This window comes from Nocardia sp. NPDC051052 (genome assembly GCF_044456045.1).
In the GTDB taxonomy this organism is placed as follows: Bacteria; Actinomycetota; Actinomycetes; order Mycobacteriales; family Mycobacteriaceae; genus Nocardia.
The window spans coordinates 269,382-289,693 of the sequence record NZ_JBITFL010000006.1 but is presented as its reverse complement, the minus strand read 5'-3'; the positions used below and the strand labels follow the sequence as shown (position 1 = coordinate 289,693).

At 67.6% G+C, this 20,312-nt stretch carries 21 protein-coding genes; 15 read left to right on the top strand and 6 right to left on the bottom strand.

Annotated features, from left to right (window positions below; all coding sequences use genetic code 11):
- Positions 1 to 15 precede the first annotated feature (15 nt).
- From ACIBCN_RS22540 to ACIBCN_RS22520, 5 genes are read left to right on the top strand one after another with little or no spacing between them, the layout of a single operon-like run.
- On the top strand, positions 16 to 765 hold the full coding sequence (locus ACIBCN_RS22540) for an SDR family oxidoreductase (protein WP_396993580.1): 750 nt from the start codon (positions 16 to 18) through the stop codon (positions 763 to 765).
- Positions 762 to 1,631, top strand: coding sequence for an NAD(P)-dependent oxidoreductase (locus ACIBCN_RS22535; protein WP_396993579.1), 870 nt, complete (start codon positions 762 to 764; stop codon positions 1,629 to 1,631). The genes ACIBCN_RS22540 and ACIBCN_RS22535 overlap by 4 nt, the downstream gene beginning before the upstream one ends.
- Positions 1,628 to 2,032 (top strand): carboxymuconolactone decarboxylase family protein, encoded by a 405-nt coding sequence (locus ACIBCN_RS22530; protein WP_396993578.1) that lies wholly within the window; start codon positions 1,628 to 1,630, stop codon positions 2,030 to 2,032. The genes ACIBCN_RS22535 and ACIBCN_RS22530 overlap by 4 nt, the downstream gene beginning before the upstream one ends.
- Before the next feature lie 12 nt (positions 2,033 to 2,044).
- Positions 2,045 to 3,514, top strand: a complete 1,470-nt coding sequence (locus ACIBCN_RS22525; RefSeq protein WP_396993577.1) for an FAD-dependent oxidoreductase — start codon at positions 2,045 to 2,047, stop codon at positions 3,512 to 3,514.
- A gap of 15 nt (positions 3,515 to 3,529) precedes the next feature.
- Positions 3,530 to 4,108: a TetR/AcrR family transcriptional regulator gene (locus ACIBCN_RS22520; protein ID WP_396993576.1), complete on the top strand. Its 579-nt coding sequence runs from the start codon at positions 3,530 to 3,532 to the stop codon at positions 4,106 to 4,108.
- A gap of 51 nt (positions 4,109 to 4,159) precedes the next feature.
- On the opposite strand, the gene ACIBCN_RS22515 is transcribed toward ACIBCN_RS22520, so the two are convergent.
- Entirely contained in the window at positions 4,160 to 4,603 is a 444-nt protein-coding gene (locus ACIBCN_RS22515; RefSeq protein WP_396993934.1) for a nuclear transport factor 2 family protein, read from the bottom strand.
- Positions 4,604 to 4,805: 202 nt separating this feature from the next.
- Between ACIBCN_RS22515 and ACIBCN_RS22510 the strand changes: the two genes are divergently transcribed.
- The gene (locus ACIBCN_RS22510; protein WP_396993575.1) at positions 4,806 to 6,392 is read left to right on the top strand and encodes a GMC family oxidoreductase; all 1,587 of its coding nucleotides are present in this window, start codon (positions 4,806 to 4,808) and stop codon (positions 6,390 to 6,392) included.
- A gap of 8 nt (positions 6,393 to 6,400) precedes the next feature.
- On the opposite strand, the gene ACIBCN_RS22505 is transcribed toward ACIBCN_RS22510, so the two are convergent.
- The gene (locus ACIBCN_RS22505) at positions 6,401 to 6,748 is read right to left on the bottom strand and encodes a DoxX family protein (RefSeq protein WP_396993574.1); all 348 of its coding nucleotides are present in this window, start codon (positions 6,746 to 6,748) and stop codon (positions 6,401 to 6,403) included.
- Between the two features lie 107 nt (positions 6,749 to 6,855).
- Between ACIBCN_RS22505 and ACIBCN_RS22500 the strand changes: the two genes are divergently transcribed.
- Together ACIBCN_RS22500 and ACIBCN_RS22495 are read left to right on the top strand one after the other, a co-directional pair.
- Positions 6,856 to 7,734, top strand: a complete 879-nt coding sequence (locus ACIBCN_RS22500) for a sigma-70 family RNA polymerase sigma factor (RefSeq protein WP_396993573.1) — start codon at positions 6,856 to 6,858, stop codon at positions 7,732 to 7,734.
- A 261-nt stretch (positions 7,735 to 7,995) separates the two neighbouring features.
- Positions 7,996 to 9,216, top strand: coding sequence for a PucR family transcriptional regulator (locus ACIBCN_RS22495; protein WP_396993572.1), 1,221 nt, complete (start codon positions 7,996 to 7,998; stop codon positions 9,214 to 9,216).
- Here ACIBCN_RS22495 and ACIBCN_RS22490 read toward each other — a convergent pair.
- Positions 9,134 to 9,760, bottom strand: a complete 627-nt coding sequence (locus ACIBCN_RS22490; protein WP_396993571.1) for a 4Fe-4S cluster-binding domain-containing protein — start codon at positions 9,758 to 9,760, stop codon at positions 9,134 to 9,136. The two genes, ACIBCN_RS22495 and ACIBCN_RS22490, sit on opposite strands and share 83 nt — an antisense overlap.
- A gap of 511 nt (positions 9,761 to 10,271) precedes the next feature.
- Here ACIBCN_RS22490 and ACIBCN_RS22485 point away from each other — a divergent pair.
- The 5 genes from ACIBCN_RS22485 to ACIBCN_RS22465 all read left to right on the top strand — a co-directional run bounded on the left by ACIBCN_RS22485 (position 10,272) and on the right by ACIBCN_RS22465 (position 14,391).
- On the top strand, positions 10,272 to 10,967 hold the full coding sequence (locus tag ACIBCN_RS22485; protein WP_396993933.1) for a response regulator transcription factor: 696 nt from the start codon (positions 10,272 to 10,274) through the stop codon (positions 10,965 to 10,967).
- Positions 10,964 to 12,151 (top strand): ATP-binding protein, encoded by a 1,188-nt coding sequence (locus tag ACIBCN_RS22480; RefSeq protein WP_396993570.1) that lies wholly within the window; start codon positions 10,964 to 10,966, stop codon positions 12,149 to 12,151. The genes ACIBCN_RS22485 and ACIBCN_RS22480 overlap by 4 nt, the downstream gene beginning before the upstream one ends.
- Positions 12,148 to 13,230: a hypothetical protein gene (locus tag ACIBCN_RS22475; protein ID WP_396993568.1), complete on the top strand. Its 1,083-nt coding sequence runs from the start codon at positions 12,148 to 12,150 to the stop codon at positions 13,228 to 13,230. The genes ACIBCN_RS22480 and ACIBCN_RS22475 overlap by 4 nt, the downstream gene beginning before the upstream one ends.
- Positions 13,231 to 13,356: 126 nt before the next feature.
- Complete coding sequence (locus ACIBCN_RS22470) at positions 13,357 to 13,638, top strand: response regulator transcription factor (RefSeq protein ID WP_396993567.1); 282 nt, start codon at positions 13,357 to 13,359, stop codon at positions 13,636 to 13,638.
- A 315-nt stretch (positions 13,639 to 13,953) separates the two neighbouring features.
- Complete coding sequence (locus ACIBCN_RS22465) at positions 13,954 to 14,391, top strand: hypothetical protein (protein ID WP_396993566.1); 438 nt, start codon at positions 13,954 to 13,956, stop codon at positions 14,389 to 14,391.
- Between the two features lie 8 nt (positions 14,392 to 14,399).
- On the opposite strand, the gene ACIBCN_RS22460 is transcribed toward ACIBCN_RS22465, so the two are convergent.
- Together ACIBCN_RS22460 and ACIBCN_RS22455 are read right to left on the bottom strand one after the other, a co-directional pair.
- Complete coding sequence (locus ACIBCN_RS22460) at positions 14,400 to 15,518, bottom strand: alpha/beta fold hydrolase (protein ID WP_396993565.1); 1,119 nt, start codon at positions 15,516 to 15,518, stop codon at positions 14,400 to 14,402.
- Between the two features lie 408 nt (positions 15,519 to 15,926).
- Positions 15,927 to 17,126 (bottom strand): esterase/lipase family protein, encoded by a 1,200-nt coding sequence (locus ACIBCN_RS22455; protein WP_396993564.1) that lies wholly within the window; start codon positions 17,124 to 17,126, stop codon positions 15,927 to 15,929.
- A 396-nt stretch (positions 17,127 to 17,522) separates the two neighbouring features.
- Between ACIBCN_RS22455 and ACIBCN_RS22450 the strand changes: the two genes are divergently transcribed.
- Together ACIBCN_RS22450 and ACIBCN_RS22445 are read left to right on the top strand one after the other, a co-directional pair.
- Positions 17,523 to 18,167 carry a YdcF family protein gene (locus ACIBCN_RS22450; protein WP_396993563.1) on the top strand — a complete coding sequence of 215 codons (645 nt, stop codon included), beginning with the start codon at positions 17,523 to 17,525 and terminating at the stop codon, positions 18,165 to 18,167.
- Positions 18,168 to 18,178: 11 nt separating this feature from the next.
- Complete coding sequence (locus ACIBCN_RS22445) at positions 18,179 to 19,228, top strand: fused (3R)-hydroxyacyl-ACP dehydratase subunits HadA/HadB (RefSeq protein ID WP_396993562.1); 1,050 nt, start codon at positions 18,179 to 18,181, stop codon at positions 19,226 to 19,228.
- Position 19,229: 1 nt separating this feature from the next.
- Here ACIBCN_RS22445 and ACIBCN_RS22440 read toward each other — a convergent pair whose 3' ends face one another.
- On the bottom strand, positions 19,230 to 20,267 hold the full coding sequence (locus ACIBCN_RS22440) for an LLM class flavin-dependent oxidoreductase (RefSeq protein WP_396993561.1): 1,038 nt from the start codon (positions 20,265 to 20,267) through the stop codon (positions 19,230 to 19,232).
- Positions 20,268 to 20,312 lie beyond the last annotated feature (45 nt).

Below are 20,312 nucleotides of genomic sequence, written 5' to 3'. Positions count from 1 at the left end.
GAGGAGCACACCGTCATGGCCCGTTTCGCGGGAAGATCCGTCATCGTCACCGGTGCCGCACAGGGCATCGGTGCCGCGTACGCCGCCGCGCTGGCCGCCGAGGGCGCGAAAGTCGTTGTCGCCGACAAGAATACCGAGGGTGGGCAGGCGACGGTGGCGAAGATCAACGCCGACGGCGGCACCGCGCTGTTCGGACAGGTCGACGTGTCCGAGCCCGAATCCGCCTCGGCGCTGGCCGAATTGACGGTCGCCGAGTTCGGCGGCATCGACCACCTCGTCAACAACGCCGCCATCTACGGCGAGATGAAGCTCAACCTGCTGCTCACCGTGCCGTGGGACTACTACAAGAAGTTCATGAGCGTGAACATGGACGGCGCGTTGACCATGACCCGCGCCGTCTGGCCGCACATGCGCAAGGCCGGCGGCTCGATCGTCAACCAATCGTCCACCGCCGCATGGACCTACGCCAGCTTCTACGGCCTGGCCAAAGTGGGCATCAACGGCCTGACCCAGCAGCTGGCGTTCGAGCTCGGCGGCTCCAACATCCGAATCAACGCCATCGCACCGGGTCCCATCGACACCGACGCCACCAAGGCGGTGACGCCGCCTGCCATCGTGGAGGACATGGTGAACCGGTTGCCGCTCAAACGGATGGGGACACCGGCCGACCTGGTCGGCGCGTGCCTGTACCTGCTCTCCGACGAGGCGAGCTGGGTCACCGGGCAGATCTTCAATGTCGACGGCGGCCAGGTGTTCCGCTCATGACCGAACCGAGAATCGGCTTCATCGGACTGGGCGCCATGGGCGCGCCGATGGCCAAACGCCTGCTCGACTGGCCGGGCGGCCTGACGGTGTGTGACGTGCGAGCGGAGGCGATGCAGCGCTATACCGAAGCCGGTGCCGATGCCGCCGCCTCCCCGGCCGAGGTCGCCGAACACGCCACGATCATCTCGGTCGCGGTGGTGAACGACGCCCAGGTGCGCGACGTCCTCACCGGACCCGAAGGTCTATTGCGCAGCGCCGCACCGGGAACCGTGGTCGCGGTGCACTCGACGATCAGCGACCGGACCGCCGAGCAGCTGGCCGCCGAATGCACAACGCACGGCGTCGAATTCGTCGACGCACCGATCAGCGGCGGCGCGCCGGGCGCGAAAAAAGGCACCCTGGCGGTCATGGTCGGCGGCAGCGACCCAGCGTTCGAGCAGGTTCGGCCACCGTTCGGCTGCTTCGCCGATCTGGTCGTGCACGCCGGACCGGTCGGCGCCGGAACCCGAATGAAGCTGGCGCGCAACCTGGTCCACTTCATCGCGTTCACCGCGACGACCGAAGCACAACGGCTGGCCGAGGCCGCCGGACTCGATATCACGCTGCTCGGCAAGGTGGTCCGCCATTCCGACGCCGTCACCGGCGGTCCCGGCGCCATCATGCTGCGCGACCGCACCGCGCCGATCGAGGAGGGCGACTTCTGGCTGCCGATCCTGCGGCACGTGCGTGACCTCGGCGAAAAGGACCTGAGCCTGGCCCTCGACCTCGGCGCCCGGCTCGACATCGCACTCCCGCTGGCCGAACTCGCGCTCGAACACCTCGGGCCGGGGCTCGGCGTCGGCGCCTCCGAAAGGCAAAACTCATGACCGACAACGGTTCCGCCGATTCCGTGCGCGAGCGCGGCCTCGCCAAGATGGCCGAGGTGTACGGCACCGAGTTCCAGGACTACCCCGGCAGCCACTTCGCCGTCACTGCCGATCACCTCTTCGCCGACATCTGGTCGCGTCCCGCCCTGACGATCCGGGACCGGCGGCTGATCCTGCTCGGCGCGCTCACCGCCCAGGGCGCCATCGACACCGCGGGCATCCAGATCGGCGCCGCGCTGCGCAACGAGGAACTGACCGAGGAGCAGCTGCACGAGATCGCGGTTTTCCTCTGCCACTACGTAGGTTGGCCGAACGGCACCAAACTCGACCTCTTGGTTGGCACCATTGTGGCGCAGCAAAAGAAGGCGGCCCGCGGGCAACAATCCGATCGCACCGAGTGAAGGACCCGAAACATGTCTGATGCCAATACCCTTCGCCCGCTGCGCGCGAGCAGCGTCACCGCGTGGGACCACCAGGCCGACGTCGTCGTCGCCGGTTACGGCATCGCCGGTGTGTGCGCCGCGATCGAGGCGGCCCGCGCGGGCGCCGACGTGCTGATCCTGGAACGCACCGGCGGCTGGGGCGGCGCGGCCGCGATGGCGGGCGGCTTCATCTACCTCGGCGGCGGCACCCCGCTCCAACAGGCGCTCGGCTTCGAAGACACGCCGGAGAACATGGAGACCTTCCTCCTGGCCGCCCTCGGCCCCGGCGTGGACAAGGCCAAGATCAGCGACTACGCCCGCGGCAGCGTCGAACACTACAACTGGCTCGTCGCCAACGGCGTGCCGTTCCGCGAGGCCTTCTGGGGCGAGCCCGGCTGGGAGCCGCCGCACGACGAGGGGCTGATGTACTCCGGCGGCGAGAACGCCGCGCCGTTCAACACGATCGCGAAACCGGCACCGCGCGGCCATGTTCCGCAGATGGCGGACAAGAAGATCGGCCGTAAGAGCGGCGGCTACATGCTGATGAAGCCACTCGCCGAAACCGCCGAATCCCTCGGTGTCCGAGTCGAATACGACCTGCGGCTCGGCCGGCTCGTGGTGGACGACGACGATCGCGTCGTCGGGGTGATCGCCAAGCGCTACGGCAAGGAGGTGGCGATCCGCGCCGACCGCGGCATCGTCTTGGCCACCGGCAGTTTCGCCTACCACCAGCAGATGATCGAGGGTTACGCACCGCGCCTGATCGGCAGGCCCGCGGCCGCGATCGAGGAACACGACGGCATCGGCATCCGCGTCGCGCAGGCCCTCGGCGCGGAGCTGGCGCACATGGACGCGACCGAGGTGGCCTTCTTCGGCGACCCGCAGCTGCTGGCGCGCGGCATCCTGGTCAACGGGCGCGGCCAGCGATTCATCGCCGAGGACACCTACCCGGGCCGCATCGGCCAGGCGACCCTCATCCAACAGGAGAACCAGGCCTTTCTCGTCATCGACGAGGCGTCCTACGAAGCCGGGCTGGCCACCGAGACCTCCACTCCGTTCTTCCGGCAGCCACCCACCTGGGCCGCCGAAACGGTGGCCGAACTCGAAAGCGACATGGGCCTGCCCACTCTCGCGCTGCAGGCCACCGTCGACTGCTACAACCTGCACGCCGCCGACGGCAAGGACCCGCTGCTCGGCAAGAAGCCGGAATGGGTTCGGCCGCTGCGGGGTTCCCTGGCAGCGTTCGACATGCGCGGATTCACCGCGGGTTTCACGCTCGGCGGGCTGCGCACCGACCTGGATTCGCGGGTACTGCACGTGTCCGGCGAGCCCATCCCCGGCCTGTTCGCCGCCGGGCGCTGCACCTCCGGGCTGTGCGCGGGCGGGTACGTGAGCGGGGCATCGCTGGGTGACGGCAGCTTCTACGGCCGACGGGCCGGCCTCGCCGCGGCGAAGAACTGAGTAGTATCCAGACACATGTCCGAACCCGATTCCGTCATTCTCGAGGCGACCCGCCGCAGGCTGTCCGGGAAACAGGCCGACACCGTCGACAAGCTCACCAGGTCGGCGGTGGAAGTGCTTGCCCGCGAAGGGTTCGCGGGCCTGACGATCCGGATGGTCGCGGCCGCGGCGGGGGTCGGCGCGGCGACCGCGTACACCTATTTCTCCTCGAAGGAGCACCTGGTCGCCGAGATCTTCTGGCGGCGTTTGATTTCCGCGCCGTCCCCGGTCAGCGAGGACGCGGACCCGACCGTGCGGGTGGTCGCCGAACTGCGGACCATCGCCATGCTGGTGGCCGACGAACAGGAACTCTCCGGCGCGGTGACCAGCGCACTGCTCGGCCGCGATCCCGATGTCGTACACCTGCGCGGCCGTATCGGCGCCGAGATCCGCAAGCGCCTCATCCGCGCCCTCGGCACCGACGCGGACCCGGATGTCGTCGAGTCACTCGAGTTGCTCTACGCGGGCGCCCTCGTGCGGGCAGGCATGGGCTACGCGTCCTACTCGGAGATCGCCGACCGCATCGAGAAGTCCGCGCTGCTCATCCTGAACTAGCCACAGTTGACACCGCTACGGCACCTCGCCATCCCGCTTCGGGTCGGACGATCAGGGCTCGGCGGGTACCGGCAGTTCGGTGAAGCCGAACGCGACGAGCTGACGCACCGGATCGTGGTAGCTGACCCACTCGGCGATCTTGCCGTCGCGGAACCGGAAGATATTGAGATAGTCGTTGCGGTACGGCCTGCCGGTGTCCCGAACGACCATGTCGCCCTTGACCTGCACCAGGAAACTGTCCGGATTCAGCATCGGCTCGACCTTGACCACCGTTTGCGCGGTGGAGCTGTACCGATCCATCGCCCCGTTCAATTGGCGCAGATTCTCCTTGCCCGCACCATGATTCGGGAATCCCGGCAGCTGATACGGAATCGACATCCGCACGTCGTCGGTACACAGTTCGTACAACTTCTCGTACTCCGTCGCCGAGATGAACCCGTAGAACTGCTCGATCATCGCGATCTTGCGCTCGCGGCCCTCGTCGTTCATATCCATCACAGCCTCTCGATCAAAGGGAACCGAATGGTCTCAATAGAGGCTACCAAATAAATACGACCGACCGATCGTCTTGTGACTGGTACCACTCATTCGCCGCCCTATCGGCCGTCCGCGACTTTTCCCGGTTGCGCCGAAATCGAACCCCGGCCCACTCACGCCTCGTATCTTTGCCGTAGGCGTCATAGATCGGAGTGGGACTGTGCAACCAGGTGGCCTTACCGCGGACTACGTGATCGTCGGCGCCGGATCCGCGGGAGCGGTGCTGGCGAATCGGCTCAGTGCCGATCCGAATACCTCGGTGGTGCTGCTGGAGGCAGGACCGGCCGACAAGAACAAATTCGCGCATATTCCCGCCGGATTCGCGAAACTCTTCCGCTCCGAGGTGGATTGGGATTATCTCACCGAGCCGCAGCCGGAACTCAAGAACCGGCAGATCTATTGGCCGCGCGGCAAGATGTTCGGCGGCTCCTCGTCGATGAACGCGATGATGTGGGTGCGCGGTTTCCGCGCCGACTACGACGAGTGGGCGTTGCTGGCCGGCCAGGAGTGGGGTTTCGCGGCCGCCGTCGAACAGTTCCGGCGGATCGAAAACGTCGAGGACGCACAGTATCCGGACGAGGGCGCCAACGGGCCTTTGCACATCTCGCGGCAACGCAGCCCGCGCGCGCTGACCGCCGCCTACCTGACCGCGGTGCGGGAGGCGGGTTTCCAGGTCGAGCCGCCGAATCGGCCGGAGCCGGAAGGCTTCAGCGAGACCATGGTCACCCAGCACGGCGGCAAGCGCTGGAGCACCGCGGACGGGTACCTGCGGCCCGCGATGCGGCGGCCGAACCTGACGATCCGCAGCGAAGCGCTGGCCACCCGCGTGCTGTTCGAGGGAACGCGGGCGGTCGGCGTCGAATACCACCAGGGCGGCGGCCCGCACACGGTCACCGCGCGGCGCGAGGTGGTGCTGTGCGGTGGCGCGATCAACAGCCCGCAGCTGCTCATGCTTTCGGGCATCGGCGATCGAGACGAATTGGCGCGCCACGGCATTCGTGCCCTACGGCACGCGCCCGAGGTGGGCGCGAACCTGCAGGACCATCTGGTCACCGGCATCGGCTACGGCGTGGCCGCCGACTCGTTGTTCGCGGCCGAGAAGCCGCGCCAGCTGCTCGACTACCTGGTCCGGCATCGCGGCATGCTCACCTCCAATGTCGGCGAGGCGTACGGATTCGTGCGCAGCAGGCCCGAGCTGGACCTGCCCGACCTCGAGATGATCTTCGCCCCCGCGCCGTTCTACTACGAGGGCCTGGTCGATCCGACCGAACACGGCGTCATCCTCGCGACGGTGCTGCTGCGCCCGCACAGCCGCGGCCGCATCGCGCTGGCGTCCGCGGACCCGGCCGCCAAGCCGCTGATCGACCCGCGTTACCTGTCCGACAGCGCGGGCATCGACCGGGCCGCCCTGATGTCGGGCCTACGCACCTGCACCGACATTGCGGCGACGCCGGCCATGCAAGCCGTACTCGGTCCGATCATCTACCCGCCGCAGGCACCGTCGCAATTGGAAGCCACCCTCGAGCTCACCCTGAACGGCTACTCGCACACGCTGTATCACCCGGTCGGCACCTGCCGGATGGGCACCGACGTGGCCAGCGTCGTCACGCCGAAGCTGGAAGTCCGTGGCGTGCAAGGGCTTCGAGTGGCCGATGCGTCGGTGATGCCGCTGCTCGTTCGCGGCCACACGCACGCGGCCGCCGTTTTCATCGGCGAGCAGGCGGCCACGTTCATCCAGCGCGGGTAACGCCGAGTTCAGGTCGCGACGAACAGGGCTAGCGACGCGGCGGCCAGTCCCAGGTAGGGCATGGGATAGGCGAGGTCGCCGTAGCCGCGGGCTCGGACGATCGCGATGATCGCGCCGAGGAAGTAGAGGACGAGGCAGATCGCGGCGGCCAACCCCAGCGGCGGAATCGCCAAGCCGACGAGTAGGCCGAAGGCCCCGGCCGCCTTGATGACGGCCAGGGGGTACAGCGTCCAGTCCGGTATGCCGTAACTCTTCATGTTGTCGCGCACCCATTGCGCACGGAACACATCGACTCCCGAGGCGATCAGCACGGCGGCCGCGGCGGCGACGGTGACGATGACGTAAGCGGTGGACATGGGGTAACACCCTCCTGTTTCGTGGTGCGGCCGGTCTGCGATGGTGTGCGGACGCCGATCGGCCATCTGTCGACGGTGTGACGGATGACGGAACGGAAAGGTGACCGATGCACGCCCAAGACCTGCTGGCGCGACGTTTCGAGACACATCGCGGCCACCTGCGGGCGGTCGCGTACCGGATGCTCGGATCCGTCAGCGAGGCCGACGACGCGGTGCAGGAGGCCTGGCTCCGGCTCGCGCGACACGACACCGACGACGTGGCGAATCTGGTCGGCTGGTTGACCACGGTGGTGTCTCGAATCTGCCTGGACATGCTGCGGACTCGCGCGACGCGGCGCGAGGATCCACTCGATCTGCTCGCCGAGCTCGGCAACGCCGCTTTCGACAGCGACCCGGAACACGAAGCGGTCCTGATCGATTCGGTCGGCCGGGCCCTACTGGTGGTCCTCGATACGCTCGGTCCCGACGAGCGGGTGGCGTTCGTGCTGCACGATCTGTTCGCCCTGCCGTTCGAGCAGATCGCGCCGATCGTCGGGCGGAGCACGGCGACCACGAAGAAACTCGCGAGCCGCGCCCGTCATCGGGTTCAGGGTGAAACAACCGCGACAGCAACCGAACTCGCCGAACAGCGACACGTCGTGGAGGCGTTCCTGACGGCCGCTCGCGGCGGCGATCTCACCGCCCTGCTCGCCGTGCTCGCCCCCGACGTGGTCCGGGTCGCCGACCCTGCCGTGCTGCCCGCGGGCCTGTCGGCGGTGGCACGGGGCGCAACCAGGGTGGCCAAGGAAACCGTACTGCTGCAACGCCGTTCGCGGGCCGCGACGCTGGCGCTGGTGAACGGCTCGGTCGGCATCCTCGTCGCGCCGCGCGGCACACTGCTGCTCGCCATCACGGTGACGGTGCGCGACGATCGGGTCGCCGGTTACGAGGTGATCGCCGATCCCGCCCGGCTGCGCGAACTCGACCTCGCGGTACTCTCGCAATAATTCTTGGCAGCAACGCAAACGTGCCCGCGCACCGTCCGAACGGTGTGCGGGCAGCGGGCCGGTGCTATAGCGCGGGCACCCGGGCGAACCCGACCGGCGGTGTCGCATTCGGTCACGGAACCGCTGTGACGCAACACAACCACCAACCGACCAGTCTCTGATGCCCGCTACAGAACCGGGCGAATCGATCCGCGACGGGTATCGAACGATTAGTGTGAATGCGCTGTACAGCTATCTCCCGGGGGCGGAAGGAAGTCGTCAATGTCGATCGACAACTCTGCACGGCAAAGCCTGACTCTGGCAGGCAAGCCGATGTCGTCCCCACTCAAGGACGTTCGCGCGTTATCGCGCCAGATGGTGGGGCACTTCGTCGAAAACGTCATCCCGTGTGGCACCTTGCCCGCGGACGCGATCTCCGGCGACGTCACCACCATCACCAGGGTCTGTCTCGAATTCGCGGTCAGCATGCTGGACGGGCAGGACATCCCCGGCAAGTTGCAGCGCCTGCAGGACGCCGCGTCGAGCTGGGCCCGCGAGGGCGTGCCGATCGACACCATCCATCACTCCATCCACGAAGGCTTCAAGATGGGCCTGGATCTGGTGGTCTCGGACGCGTCCATCAAGGACTACGACAGCCTGGTCGACGGCGCCAAGATGGTGCTGGAGATGCTGGACATGATCAGCTCGGCCATCTCGGTGGCCTACATCCGGGAACTGCGCTCGGTGGTCAGCGAACACCACACGGCCGTGCACACCCTGACCTCCGCCCTGCTCGGCGGGCACAGCACCTCCACCATGGCGCGCGAATGCGGCATCGCCATCGCGACCTCGTATGCCGTGCTCGCCGTGGCGATTCCGCCGCATCGGGAGGAGCACAATCCGATGCTGGACAGTCAGGTGGTCGCGCGCCGCAAGCTCAGACGGGTGCAGGCCGAACTCGCCACCCGCTGCGGCGACATCGCGCTGTCGCTGCTCAGCGTCGACGGCGGCACCGTGCTGATCCCGGCGGCCACCTTCGACAACGCGGGCTACGACGCCCTGGTGACCCAGCTGTCGCACGCCGCGCAGGTCGGCATCACCGCGACCATGGTCGAGGCCACCCCCGAGCAGATTCCCAATGCCGCCGACCAGGCGCACGAGTTGCTCGACATGGTGCAGCGGCTGGAGGCGGTGGCCGGGCTGTACCGCTTCGATGAACTCGCGCTCGAATACCAGCTCACCCGCCCCGGCCCCGGCCGTGAATATCTCGGCCAGCTGCTCGACCCGCTCGACGAGCACCCCGAACTGCTGGAAACTCTGCAGCGCCACATCGCCAACAACCTCAACCGTCAGCGCACCGCCCGAGTCCTGCACGTGCACACCAACACCGTGGACTACCGGCTCAAGCGAATCGGTCAGCTCACCGGCTTCGACCCGTCCCAACCGTCCGGGCTGTGGTATCTGCGATCGGCCTTGGTCGCGCGCAGCTATCGCACGATATGAGGTCGCTGCCGAATTCCGCTGCGGCATAACGTCGGATGCCGAGCGCCGAGCTCGCGACAACCTCCCGATTCGCCACCCCGCGCAGCGCGATATCGCGCCCGTCCTCGGCCACCGGATGTTCGGTGACCAGTGCGTCCACCGAGGCGCGCAGCCAGGGGAACCGGTCGTCCAGCACGGCGGCCGAGCGACCGGAGTAGAGCAGGATGTCGGCGGGGCGGGCGAGCCGCGCGCGCCACCCGCTGATGCCGTCGAGCAGGGCACGCAGCGCCGCAGGCCGGCCGGTCGGCTCGCGGCCATAGATGGTGACGCCGTCGATCAGGTCGACGGGCAGCTCCTGCAGCCAGCCGAGTATCGCCGCGACACCGCAGCGCGTCGATTCATCGAATACCCAGGTGTTTTCGGCGAGGCAGCCGCGGCAGAAGATCCGGCAGCCCGGCAACCACATGCCTGCTCGAATTCCGAATCCGATGTTCGCCACCGGAAAACGCGGGCGCGACAACAGCATCGTGGCGCTGTCCGGGTGCCGACTCGAGTGCACGTCCATCTCTCCTGAGCCTTGCCGCCAGGCGGGGCCGCGCCCCGCGTCCTCACCTAGTGATGAGCTTCGTGGCGCCGATGCCCGCTGTCTGTCCGCTGAACACACGACACCACTCCATGATCGAGGATTTCGCCGACATCCATTCCGGCGTCAGCGAAGTCAAAATAGGTAATTCGACGAACTTCCACGAAATAATGCGGCCACTCCGATCACGTCAACTAACGTAATATTTTCGCACGGAAATTCACAATGGGACGCTGTGCAGTTTCACACACCGCGACGCCACTCTGTCACCCGGTGGCTCCGGCCGCTGATCACCAGTGCCGCAACCTGATTCGCGCCTTCAGTCATAAAACCGACCGGTCGATACCGATTTACACTGTCCAGGACCACCATTCGATCATCATTCGATCCAGCCCGGACAGGCGCAAAATCTCGAATAACCGAAGGGGCCGACTTGGCACGTTCGTTACCGAGTGATTTAATTCCATTCATGGTGATCCGTCGACTGCTCACTATGGCGGGGGTGGCCGTCACCGACCTGCCCGGCCCGTACGCCAAGCCGGGCACGGTGCGCCGGATCGGCATCGTCGAGGACCACCAGGCGGTCGCGGTCGGTCTGGCCGCGATCCTGTCCGACCAGCCGGACCTCACCGTCGTCGCGATCGCGCCCACCGTCCCCGAGTTGCTGAAGCAGGCAACGGATCTCGATCTGGCCGTACTCGATCTGCGCCTGCCCGACGGTTCCAGTCCGCGCGAGAACGTCGAGCGGCTGCACAACCTCGACATCCCCTGCCTCGTCTACACCACCGGCGATTGGCGCGACCTGATCCGTTCGGCCGCGCGCGCAGGCGTGCTCGGCGTCGCGCTGAAAAGCGACCCGGCCGAGCGCACCACCGCGATGATCCGCGCGGCCGCCTCGGGCAGGCAGGTGGCGACGATGGCCTGGGCCTCGGCCATCGACAGCGACCCGGCGCTGACCAACATCGATCTGCCGCCCCGGCAGCGAGACGTGTTGGAGCACTACGCGAACGGCGAGACCGCGGCCTCGGTGGCGCACAAGCTCGGCCTGTCCGAGCACACGGTCAACGATTACCTGAGCCGGATTCGCCGCCGGTACGCCGAGGCGGGCCGGCCGGTCCGGTCGCGGGTCGACCTCTACCGTGAGGCCAAGCGGGACGGTTTCCTCGGCGGCGATCCACGGCCCCGATGATCGAAGCGGCCGCGCCTCGGCGCAGCGCCGAATCTCGCCTCGTCCGCGGCGCGGGCCTTTTCGTCGGGTCCGGCGGCCTCTTCTACGCGGCACTCACCGTGCCGACCGCGCTGACCCAGTCGTCGCTGGCGGCGCCGTGGTGGACTCCGTTGTCGCTCACCGTGATCTATCTGCCCACGCCGCTCATCGCCGCCGCCGCGCTGCGCTGGCGTTTCGACCTGACCCGGTACGCGGTACTGACTTTCGCGTTCGGCTATCTGTTCGCCGCGGCCAGCTGGCTGGCCGTGCGGGCCGATGCCGTCGTGCCGCCCGAACAGTCGTTGTGGATCACCTGGATTCCCGGGCTGCCCGCGGTGGCGCTCTGTATCTTCTGGCGCCGCATACCTTTCGCCTATCTCGTCCTCGCCGCGGCGCTCGCGCAGATCGACGCGGCCTACGCCCGTGGACCGGACGCGCACAACCCGGTGCTGCCGGATTTCCTGTTCGCCGTTGCCTATTCGGCCCTCCCCTGCGCGGCGTGCGTCGTTCTGGTGCGGGTCGGGCAGGTGCTGGATCAGACCTCACACGAGGTCCGCGCGAAGGCGACCACCGCCGCCGCGGCCGAGGCGCGCCGCTTCGAACGCCGCCGCTTCGACGCGCTGGCCCACGACTGGGTCATCGCGACACTGCTCGAGGCCTCGCGCGCACCCAACTCCCCCGTGCTGACCCACCACGCGGACGTGACGCTGCGCGACCTCGAACGGTTGAGCTCCGGCATGCCGCTGCGGGACAACCTCGATCTCGACCAGGTGGTGGCGAGCATCCGGGCGACCGCGGCCGAGGTCGACGACTCGGTGCGACTGCGCACCGACCATGTCGAGGGCGCCGCCCTCGCGGTGCCGAGCGAGGTGGCGACCGCGCTGGCCGCGGCGGTCGGCGAGGCATTGCGTAACTGGCAGCGGCACGCCGGTTCGGGCACCCGCGAAGCGGTCTGCGAGGTGCTGGTCACCGCCGACGCGGACTCGGTACAGGTAGATGTCGTCGACGACGGCGTCGGATTCGATCCCGCGACCGTCCCGCCGGACCGAATCGGCCTGCGCGCCAGCATCACCGACCGGCTCGCCGAGTTGCCCGGCGGGTGGTCCGTCATCGACGCCGCGCCTGGCCGCGGCTGCCGGGTCAGCACCGGGTGGGTGGCGCGATGATGGCGAACCGGACCGTGCGCGACGACGTACGCGACATTCTCGGCATGCGGACCAGGGCGGCCTGGCTGGTGTCCGGTCTGTTCGCCGTCGCGATCAGCTCGATGGCGTTCGCGGCCGACGACGGGATCCGCGACATCCGGTTCACCGCGCTCGCGGTGCTGCTCATCCTCGGCGCCGGATCCGCCATGCTGCTCGCGCCGGGCGATCCGCTGCCCGCTCGGTTCGCGGCGCCCGCCGCCGTAGCCGCCCCGCTCGCCGCCGTGCTGGCCATCTCGCAGCTGCCCGTCCCGATGGCCAACTCCACCCAAATCTGGTTTCTCGGCGCGGGATCGGCGTATCTGAACTTCTTGTGCGTGCGCGGCGCACCGCTGTGGGCCTGGACCGGCGTGCTCGGCCAGATCGTCGTCAGCACCTGGTGGACGACGCATACCGGTCAGGGCTGGCGCACCGGGGTCGGCTTCTCGTTCATCAACCTGACCCCGCTGCTCATGGCGACGTTCTTCGCCAGGGTGGTCCGCCCGCTCGCGCATTCGATTCTCGCGCTGCGCCAACAAGATACCGACCGCGCCGCGGCTGAGGCCGCCGCACAAGCCGCCCAGCAGGAGCGCGACGAACGCGTCGCCCGGCTCGGCAGCGCCGCGCGGCCGCTGCTCGAGATCATCGCCTCCGGCCGCCCGCTCACCGCGCGGGAACAGAACGAATGCCGGCTCGTCGAGTCGGAGTTGCGCGACGACATTCTCGGCGGACTGATGATCGACGCGTCGGTCGGCGCCGCCGCGCGCTGCGCCCGGCAACGCGGGGTCGCCGTGGTGCTCGATGACGGCGGCGGCCTCGACGAGGTCGACGCCGACCTACGGCAGCTGGTGCGCACTGTCTTGCGCGACGCGCTCGACTACGCCGACGGCGGCACCATCACCGCCAGGATCCTGCCGCCTGGGCGCGGTACGCTGGCGTCGATTCTGCTGCGCGACAACGGCGAGCTCCGGATCGAGGTCGAGGCGTCCGGCGCGGTGCGCTCCGACCTGGACGGTCGGCAAGATGTTCGCGAAGCGAAGCAAGACCCCAGACCTGCGGGCTGAACACTGGGGAATTCCCAGCGCCGTAAACGGAACATATATTCAGTGGGCACATCGGTTATTGGTCTGCAACCTTCGGGGAGGTGCGGCACCGGAGCCGACTGACACTGCATGAAGCGGGAAAAACTGATGACTGCGATCGTTCCGGATCCCCGACCACAACCGAACCCGATCCCGTTGTGGCGCGACCCCCACCTGTCGGCGCGGGAGCTCGAAGTACTTGTCGCCTGGGTCAAATGCGATTCGAAAACGCAGGTCGGCATGCAGCTGTACCTGTCGATCGGCACCGTCAACACCCACATCACCCGCATTCGCGCCAAGTACGCGGCGGTCGATCGGGCGGCCAACACCAAGGCCGCGCTGGTGGCCCGTGCCCTGCAGGATGGCGTGATCACGCTGGACGAGTTGTAGTCGCATTGCGCCGCTGTCTTTCTCTCGATTCGACGCTAACATCGTGGTAGCAGTACCGAAATCATTCGAACGACGGATGTGAATCGAGCGTGACCCACTGTCGGGCGCAGCAGTGTCGGACATTTGACCGACAGACAACGATGCGAAATCGTGACATCGTCAGATTTCGCGGACGAAACAGACCACGACACTAGGCGAGCACCCCGCCGTCGTGCAGATCGGTTGCGCCCACGAGTTTCTTGGGCATTGCTTGTTCTGGACTCGGTCGCCGATACGACACGTCGCGACCGCACACGGAAGGTGTGGGCACGGATCGTGAACCGTCGATATGCCTATGAGGTGACCGTCCCGACCCCGGCGCTGGACGACCTCATACTGGCGGTGCACGAGGCCGCGGGACAGACGGGTGGGCGGTCGCCGCGCCGGTGGCGGTTCGGCAACGTCGTCGGCATCAGCGCGCCGCGGGTGCGTGACCTCGCGCTGGCCACCGTGCAGACCAAGCATGTGGTCGAGCGCCGCGTCATCGCGGCGATCACCGTCACGCTGCACCACCGTGTCGCCGTCGACGTGATCTTCGCGCTCGACGGCGCCCTGGCCTGCGCCCAGTTCTACTGTGCGACACCGAATTCCGAGATCGCCATGACGCAGGAGACGTCCTGGGCCGAGTATCTCGTCAGCAAAACGTCGGAGACGCTCGCCGCCACCGGTGTCACGACCAGTGTGTCGTGCGGTTGCGCGAGCACCACCGACTGAACCGCTCGTTACAGGTGCCCACCGCCGCCGATCAGCCACGGGTTGAAGGTGCACGCGAGGTTCGGGTGGCCGGCGGGGTCGAGGGCACGCAGCGCGATGGAGAGGGCACGCGGTGAGTACATCAGCGTCTGATGGTCGGACAGGTCCAGTTCGCAGCCGTCCTGGAGGGTGACGTTCTCGACGGAGGCGCCCCGGCCTTGCCGTAGGAAGGTCAGGTTGTACGGGGTCATGATCTCGTCGTAGCGGGTGCCGACGACCGTGTAGTCGATGCCCGGGATGGTGTCGCCGTTGGCGTTGAGCCGGTTGACGAAGTCCGAGCCGATGGTTTGCTCGGCGACGGCGTGCCCGACCACGATCGAGCTGGCACCGACCACGTCGACGCCGATGTTGTTGATGGCCCGGCCCAATGCGGCGATGCCGTCGATGGTGGACCCGTGATGCGTCGCGCCGAAGGTGATCAGGTGCTGCACCTTGTCCGCGCCGCCCTCGAACTTGGTGTACCAGTTCGCCATCGCGCCACCCTGCGAGTAGCCGATGATGTCGACAGCAGGGGCACCGGTCGCCGCGAGTACCCGGTCGACGAACGTGCCGAGCTGCTTGGCCGAATCCTCGATGTTGCCGGTACCCATGACTCCCGGCAGCACCGGCGGGAGGCCGCCGCCCTGCACCGGGCCGGACCGGCCGTAGTTGAACGCGAAGGTGCAGAAACCCGCGTCCTTGATCGGCTGGCCCATGAAGGCGAAGCTGTTGTAGGCGTTCATCCAGGTGCCGTGCAGCAGCACCACCGGACGCGGGTGCGCGGCGGTCGGCTTGCAGTTCCAGTCGTTCGCGCCGGGCGGTGCGGCATCCGGGTTCAGCAATCCGTAGCCGAAAGCGGCCAGCCACGCAGGCAGTACGGGTCCGGAACCCGCTGTGTCGCTGGCGAATCCACCGGACAGTCCCGCGCTGAAGCCGTAATCGGCGACTGCGGCACCCCGCCCGGCCACGTTGATGCGGTCCGCGATGAGCTGCTCGATCGACTCGTCCGGCGGCGCGGCACTCGCGCCCGTGCCCGCGACGCCGAGGACCAGCGCCGCGACGCCGACCAGCACCGCTGCCATCGATCGGCTGGAGGTCCTTGGTTTCATTGATATGCCTTCCGGCGGCGTTCGGGATATACGGAAACGGCACCGTCCGGCACGGGCAGGTTCGGAGGTGAGGCTCCTCCGCACAAACCCGTGCCGGACGGTACGACCTACAGGCAAACAGCGCATCATGGAGCGGATATAACCATGCGGCCAATGGCGCGTAAATTTCATCCAGACGCGGTAAACCTCTTACAGATTCGGTGAAAAGCGCAGTGCCCACCGGGCGACGCGTGCGGTCGCGGCCCGGTGGGCACTCTCGCCACGGCTCGGACCCGGTGCGGCAGAACAGTGGGCGGGGTTGAGGTCCCGTTCTGCGCACCGATCACGTGGCGAGCGGTGCATCCGCCGAAACAGGCTTGGAGAGTTAGGGTTTCGCCTGTTTGCGGAGATGCACGTTCTTCTCGGGTGCTACAGCCCGCCGCCGCCGCCGATCACCCACGGGTTGAATGTGCACTCCAGGTTGGGGTGTCCGACCGGGTCGAGGGCGCGCAGCGCGATGGACAGGGCGCGGGGCGAGTACATCATCGTCAAATGGTCCGAAACGTCTTGTTCGCAGCCGTCCTGCAGGGTGATGTTCTGCACCGACGCACCCGGTCCCGGCTTGAGGAATGTCAGGTCGTAGGGATTGGTGACTTCGTCATAGCGGGTGCCGACAATCGTGTAATCGACACCGGAAATGGTGTCGCCATTGGCATTCAGCTTGTTGACGAAATCGGAGCCGATGGTCTGCTGGATACCGGCGTGGCCGACGAAGATCTCGATGAAGCCGAGGATGTCGATACCGAAGTTGTTGATCGCCCGGCCGAGCGCGCCGATGCCATCCAGCGACGTGCCGTGGTTCGTGGCGCCGAGGGTGACCAGGTTCTTCACCTTGTCCGCGCCGCCGTTGAACTTGGTGTACCAGTTGGCCATCGCGCCACCCTGCGAGTGCGCCACGATGTCGACCTCCGGTGCGCCGGTGGCCGCGAGCACCCGGTCGACGAAGGTGGCCAGTTGCGCGGCGGAGTCCTGGATGTAGCCGGTGCCCATCACGCCGGGCAGCACCGAACCGAGGCCGCCGCCCTGAATCAGGTTGGACCGGCCGTAATTGAAGGTGAAGGTGCAGAAACCGGCGTCCTTGATCGGCTGGCCCATGAACGCGTAACCGTTGTAGGCGTTCATCCAGGTGCCGTGCAGCAGCACCACCGGGCGCGGATGCGCGGCGGTCGGCTTGCAGTTCCAATCGTTGGCGCCGGGCGGCGCCACATCGGGATTCATCAGGCCGTAACCGAAGGCGGCCAGCCAGGAGGTCATCGGCGGGCCGTAACCGACTGTGTCGCTGGCGTATCCGCCGGACAGCCCGGAACTGCTGCCGGAACCGCCGTAGCAGTCGCCGGAGCCGTTGCCCGACCCGGCGCCGCTGCCCGAATTGCAGGCGGAGCCGGACGCGCTGCCGGAATCGGCGACCGGTGCCGCCGTGCGGCCCGCGGCGATGTAGTCGGCCAGGGTCTGCTCGGTCGGCGCGGGGTCAGCGTTCGCGCCGGGCCCGGCGATGCCCATGACCAGCACCGAGACGCCCGTCATCACCGCCGCCGCGAGCGACGACCGGCCGAGGGTACTTCGTTTCATTGCATGCCTTCCTACGTCGAGCACAGATTTCGAGAGACAGTGCCGAGGTATGCGAGGTAGACGGCACTGAAACTGCGCCAACGCTAAAACCGGGCGGCCGGGCAACCCATCGGTCGACGCGCTTTCTGGACAGCTCACCAAAGCCGCTGTCGCGGTTAGTTAAACGGCACAGTCCGGCGCCGGAGAACAACTCGGTGAGGAATAGTCACAGTGCGATCGCCGGGTTTTCGGGCGGCGTCCAATGGCACGTGTCTTCCACTAGACAGCGAGCGGGCCGGACGGTGAGGTCTACAGATAAATGGCGGAATTATGGAGCGAATAAGCGGCGTGGCCGACCATGAGTGAATCCTTTCCAGCCATCGGCGACAACGCGATGGCTAACCATCGGAGATCGCCATGTTCGCCACCTTGTTTTCGAATTACCGGGGCACCGCGTGCACGGTAAGGCGCACAGCCCGCACCGTTTTCGGCGCCGTCGCCGTCGCGATGACCCTCGTCCATTTACCGGCCGCCCTCGCCGAGGGCACCGGCTCGGCCGACCGCGCGTTCCCGGACGCGCTGCGGACCCTGGTCCCGCAGGCACCGGAACCCCTTCCGGCGCTGCACGGTCCGGCCACCGCGATCGTGGTGCTCGGCTACGGCCTGCTGCCCGACGGCACGATGCGCCCGGAGCTGATCGATCGCCTGCACGCCGGATTCGTGCAGGCACTGCTGGCGCCGGCGTCGCCGATCATCGTCACCGGCGGCAACCCGCACAACGGGGTCACCGAGGCCAGGGCGATGGCGGACTGGCTTGTCCAGCACGGCATTCCGGCCGAACGGATCCATCTGGAACCGGACGCCGACTCGACCGTGCAGAACGCCGAGCGCTCCGCGCGGATCATGCGGGCGATCGGCGCGCGGGACGCGGTGGTGGTCACCTCGGCCGACCATATCGACCGGGCCGTCGGCACCTTCATCGATGCCGGGGTGGATGTGGTCGGCGCGGTCACGCCCGATCGGGTGCCACGGCTCGTGTGGCAATTCGGGCCCGGTAGGTAAAAGGAGCAATCATGCGCGACATTTCCGTCAATCCGTCCGATCAGGTCAAAGCATTGGTCGATCGCCGGTATCGCTCTACCACGCCGTATGAAGTGAGCCGAGGCAAAATTCGCGAATTCGCCCGCGCCGTCCAGGATTATCATCCGGCGCATTGGAGCGAGGGCGCGGCCGCCGATCTCGGTTTCGCCGGGCTGGTCGCACCGGCCACCTTCTCCTCTATCATCCTGAACCGGGTGCAGCGGGAAATACTGGACACCGTGCTCACCGGCTATCGATCCACCCGGATTCTGCACGCCGATCAAGTACTCGACATCGGCAGGCCCGTAGTCGCGGGCGACCGGCTGACCTGCGATATCTATTTCGAATCCTTTCGCCATTTCGCCGATTACGACGTGCTGGCGATCAAGAGCGTGCTCATCGATCAGCGCGGCGAAACGGTACAGACCGGCTCAACCGCCCTGCTCGCCAGAACCGGCCTCGCGGATCCGCAGCTTGCCGAGACTGTCCGCACCATCGCCATTGCGGGCTACTCCCCTACCCGGCCACGCCCGAGGTCCGGCCAACTCGCCGTCGCGGATTCTGGCCGGGTCGAACCACTGTGTGGCAGCCGGATGCCGCGCACGACAGTCGCTTTCGACTCGCTCGCAGTGGGCACCGAGCTGCTGCGGCGAACGGTGCGGCTGTCGCGCGGGGACCTGGTGAATTACGCCGCGGTGGTGGGCGATGCCGATCCGGCCCGGTGCGAGGACGATGGCGCGACGGCGAACGGGCTACCGTCGGCGGTCGCGCCCGGAATGCTGAAACTCGGTATGGCCGCGGCGTTTCTGAGTTCCCGGCTGGGCGATCCGGCCGCGGTCACCAGGTTTCGCGCGCAGTTCGCGCATTACACGCACTACCTGCGGATCCCGCCGCTCGCGACCAGCGCGATCGAGTTCAACGGCCGGGTGACCTCGCTCGATCCGCGCCGTCGCCGCGCCACCGTCGCGATCGACGCACGATCGGACGGCCGCAGGCTCTTCGGCTACGCCGCGGCGGAAGTCCGCTTCCCCCTTGCCGATTGACCTATCGCCGGCCCGCGGCGGCACGACTCGCACCCGCGGCGTCGAGCAGGCCGGCCACTCGGGCCAGCCGACGGTGCGAGTCCAGCCGTGCCGCACGGTCGTAAGTGCTGGTGTGCACCAGGATTTCGTCCGCGCCGGTGCTGGTCACCCATCGCTCCAACTGCTCGGCGACCTCGTCCTCGGTGCCGTGCAGGTGACCGCGTAGCGACTCCTCGAAGATCCGGCGCTCCCGATCGGTCATGGTCAGCGCCTCGATCTCCGCGGGCGGGAGCAACGTCGGAAACTCGCCGCGGGTCCGCGAATACGCGTTCGACCAGGCCTCCGGCCACAGCAGCCGGTGCGCCTCCTCGGTGGTCTCGGCGATCACCACCGAGCCGGACACCACGACATAGGGTTCGGCACCCCACGCCGTGACGGTGAACTCGGCACGGTAACGCTCGATCGCCTCGATCATCCGGTCCTGGCCGCCCACCGCGGCGATGACCAACGGCAGCCCGAACCGCGCCGCCCGCTCCGCACCCGAACCGGTCGCCAGCAGAAACGCCGGAATCCGCAGTCCCTCGGCGGGCCAGCCGTGCACGCCGTTGCGGCCGTGGTCGAAGTAGTCGAGCAGTTCGGTGAGCTGGGCGTCGAAGTCCTCGGCGGCCCGCTTGTCGTGACCGAGCGCGCGGCGCACCCCGTCGGTGAAGCCGACCGAGCGGCCGAGACCCATGTCGATCCGGCCCGGATACAGCGATTCCAGCACGCCGAACTGTTCGGCGACGATCAACGGCTGATGGTTGGGCAGCATCACCCCGCCGGTCCCGATCCGGATGCGCTCGGTCGCCGCGGCGGCGGCCGCGGCGAGCACCGTCGGCGCGGACCCCGCCACGCCGGGCACGCTGTGATGCTCGGACACCCAGAACCGGTGATAACCCCACTCCTCGGCGAGCCGCGCGAACTCGACGGTCTCGCGCAACGCCGAAGGATGACTCTGGCCGCGCCGCACGCGGGAGCGGTCGAGGATGGACAACCGGACGGAGGGAAGTGCCGAGGTCATACCTGTGTCAACGCGGCGAACGTCCGGTGATTCCGCGGTGCGGGC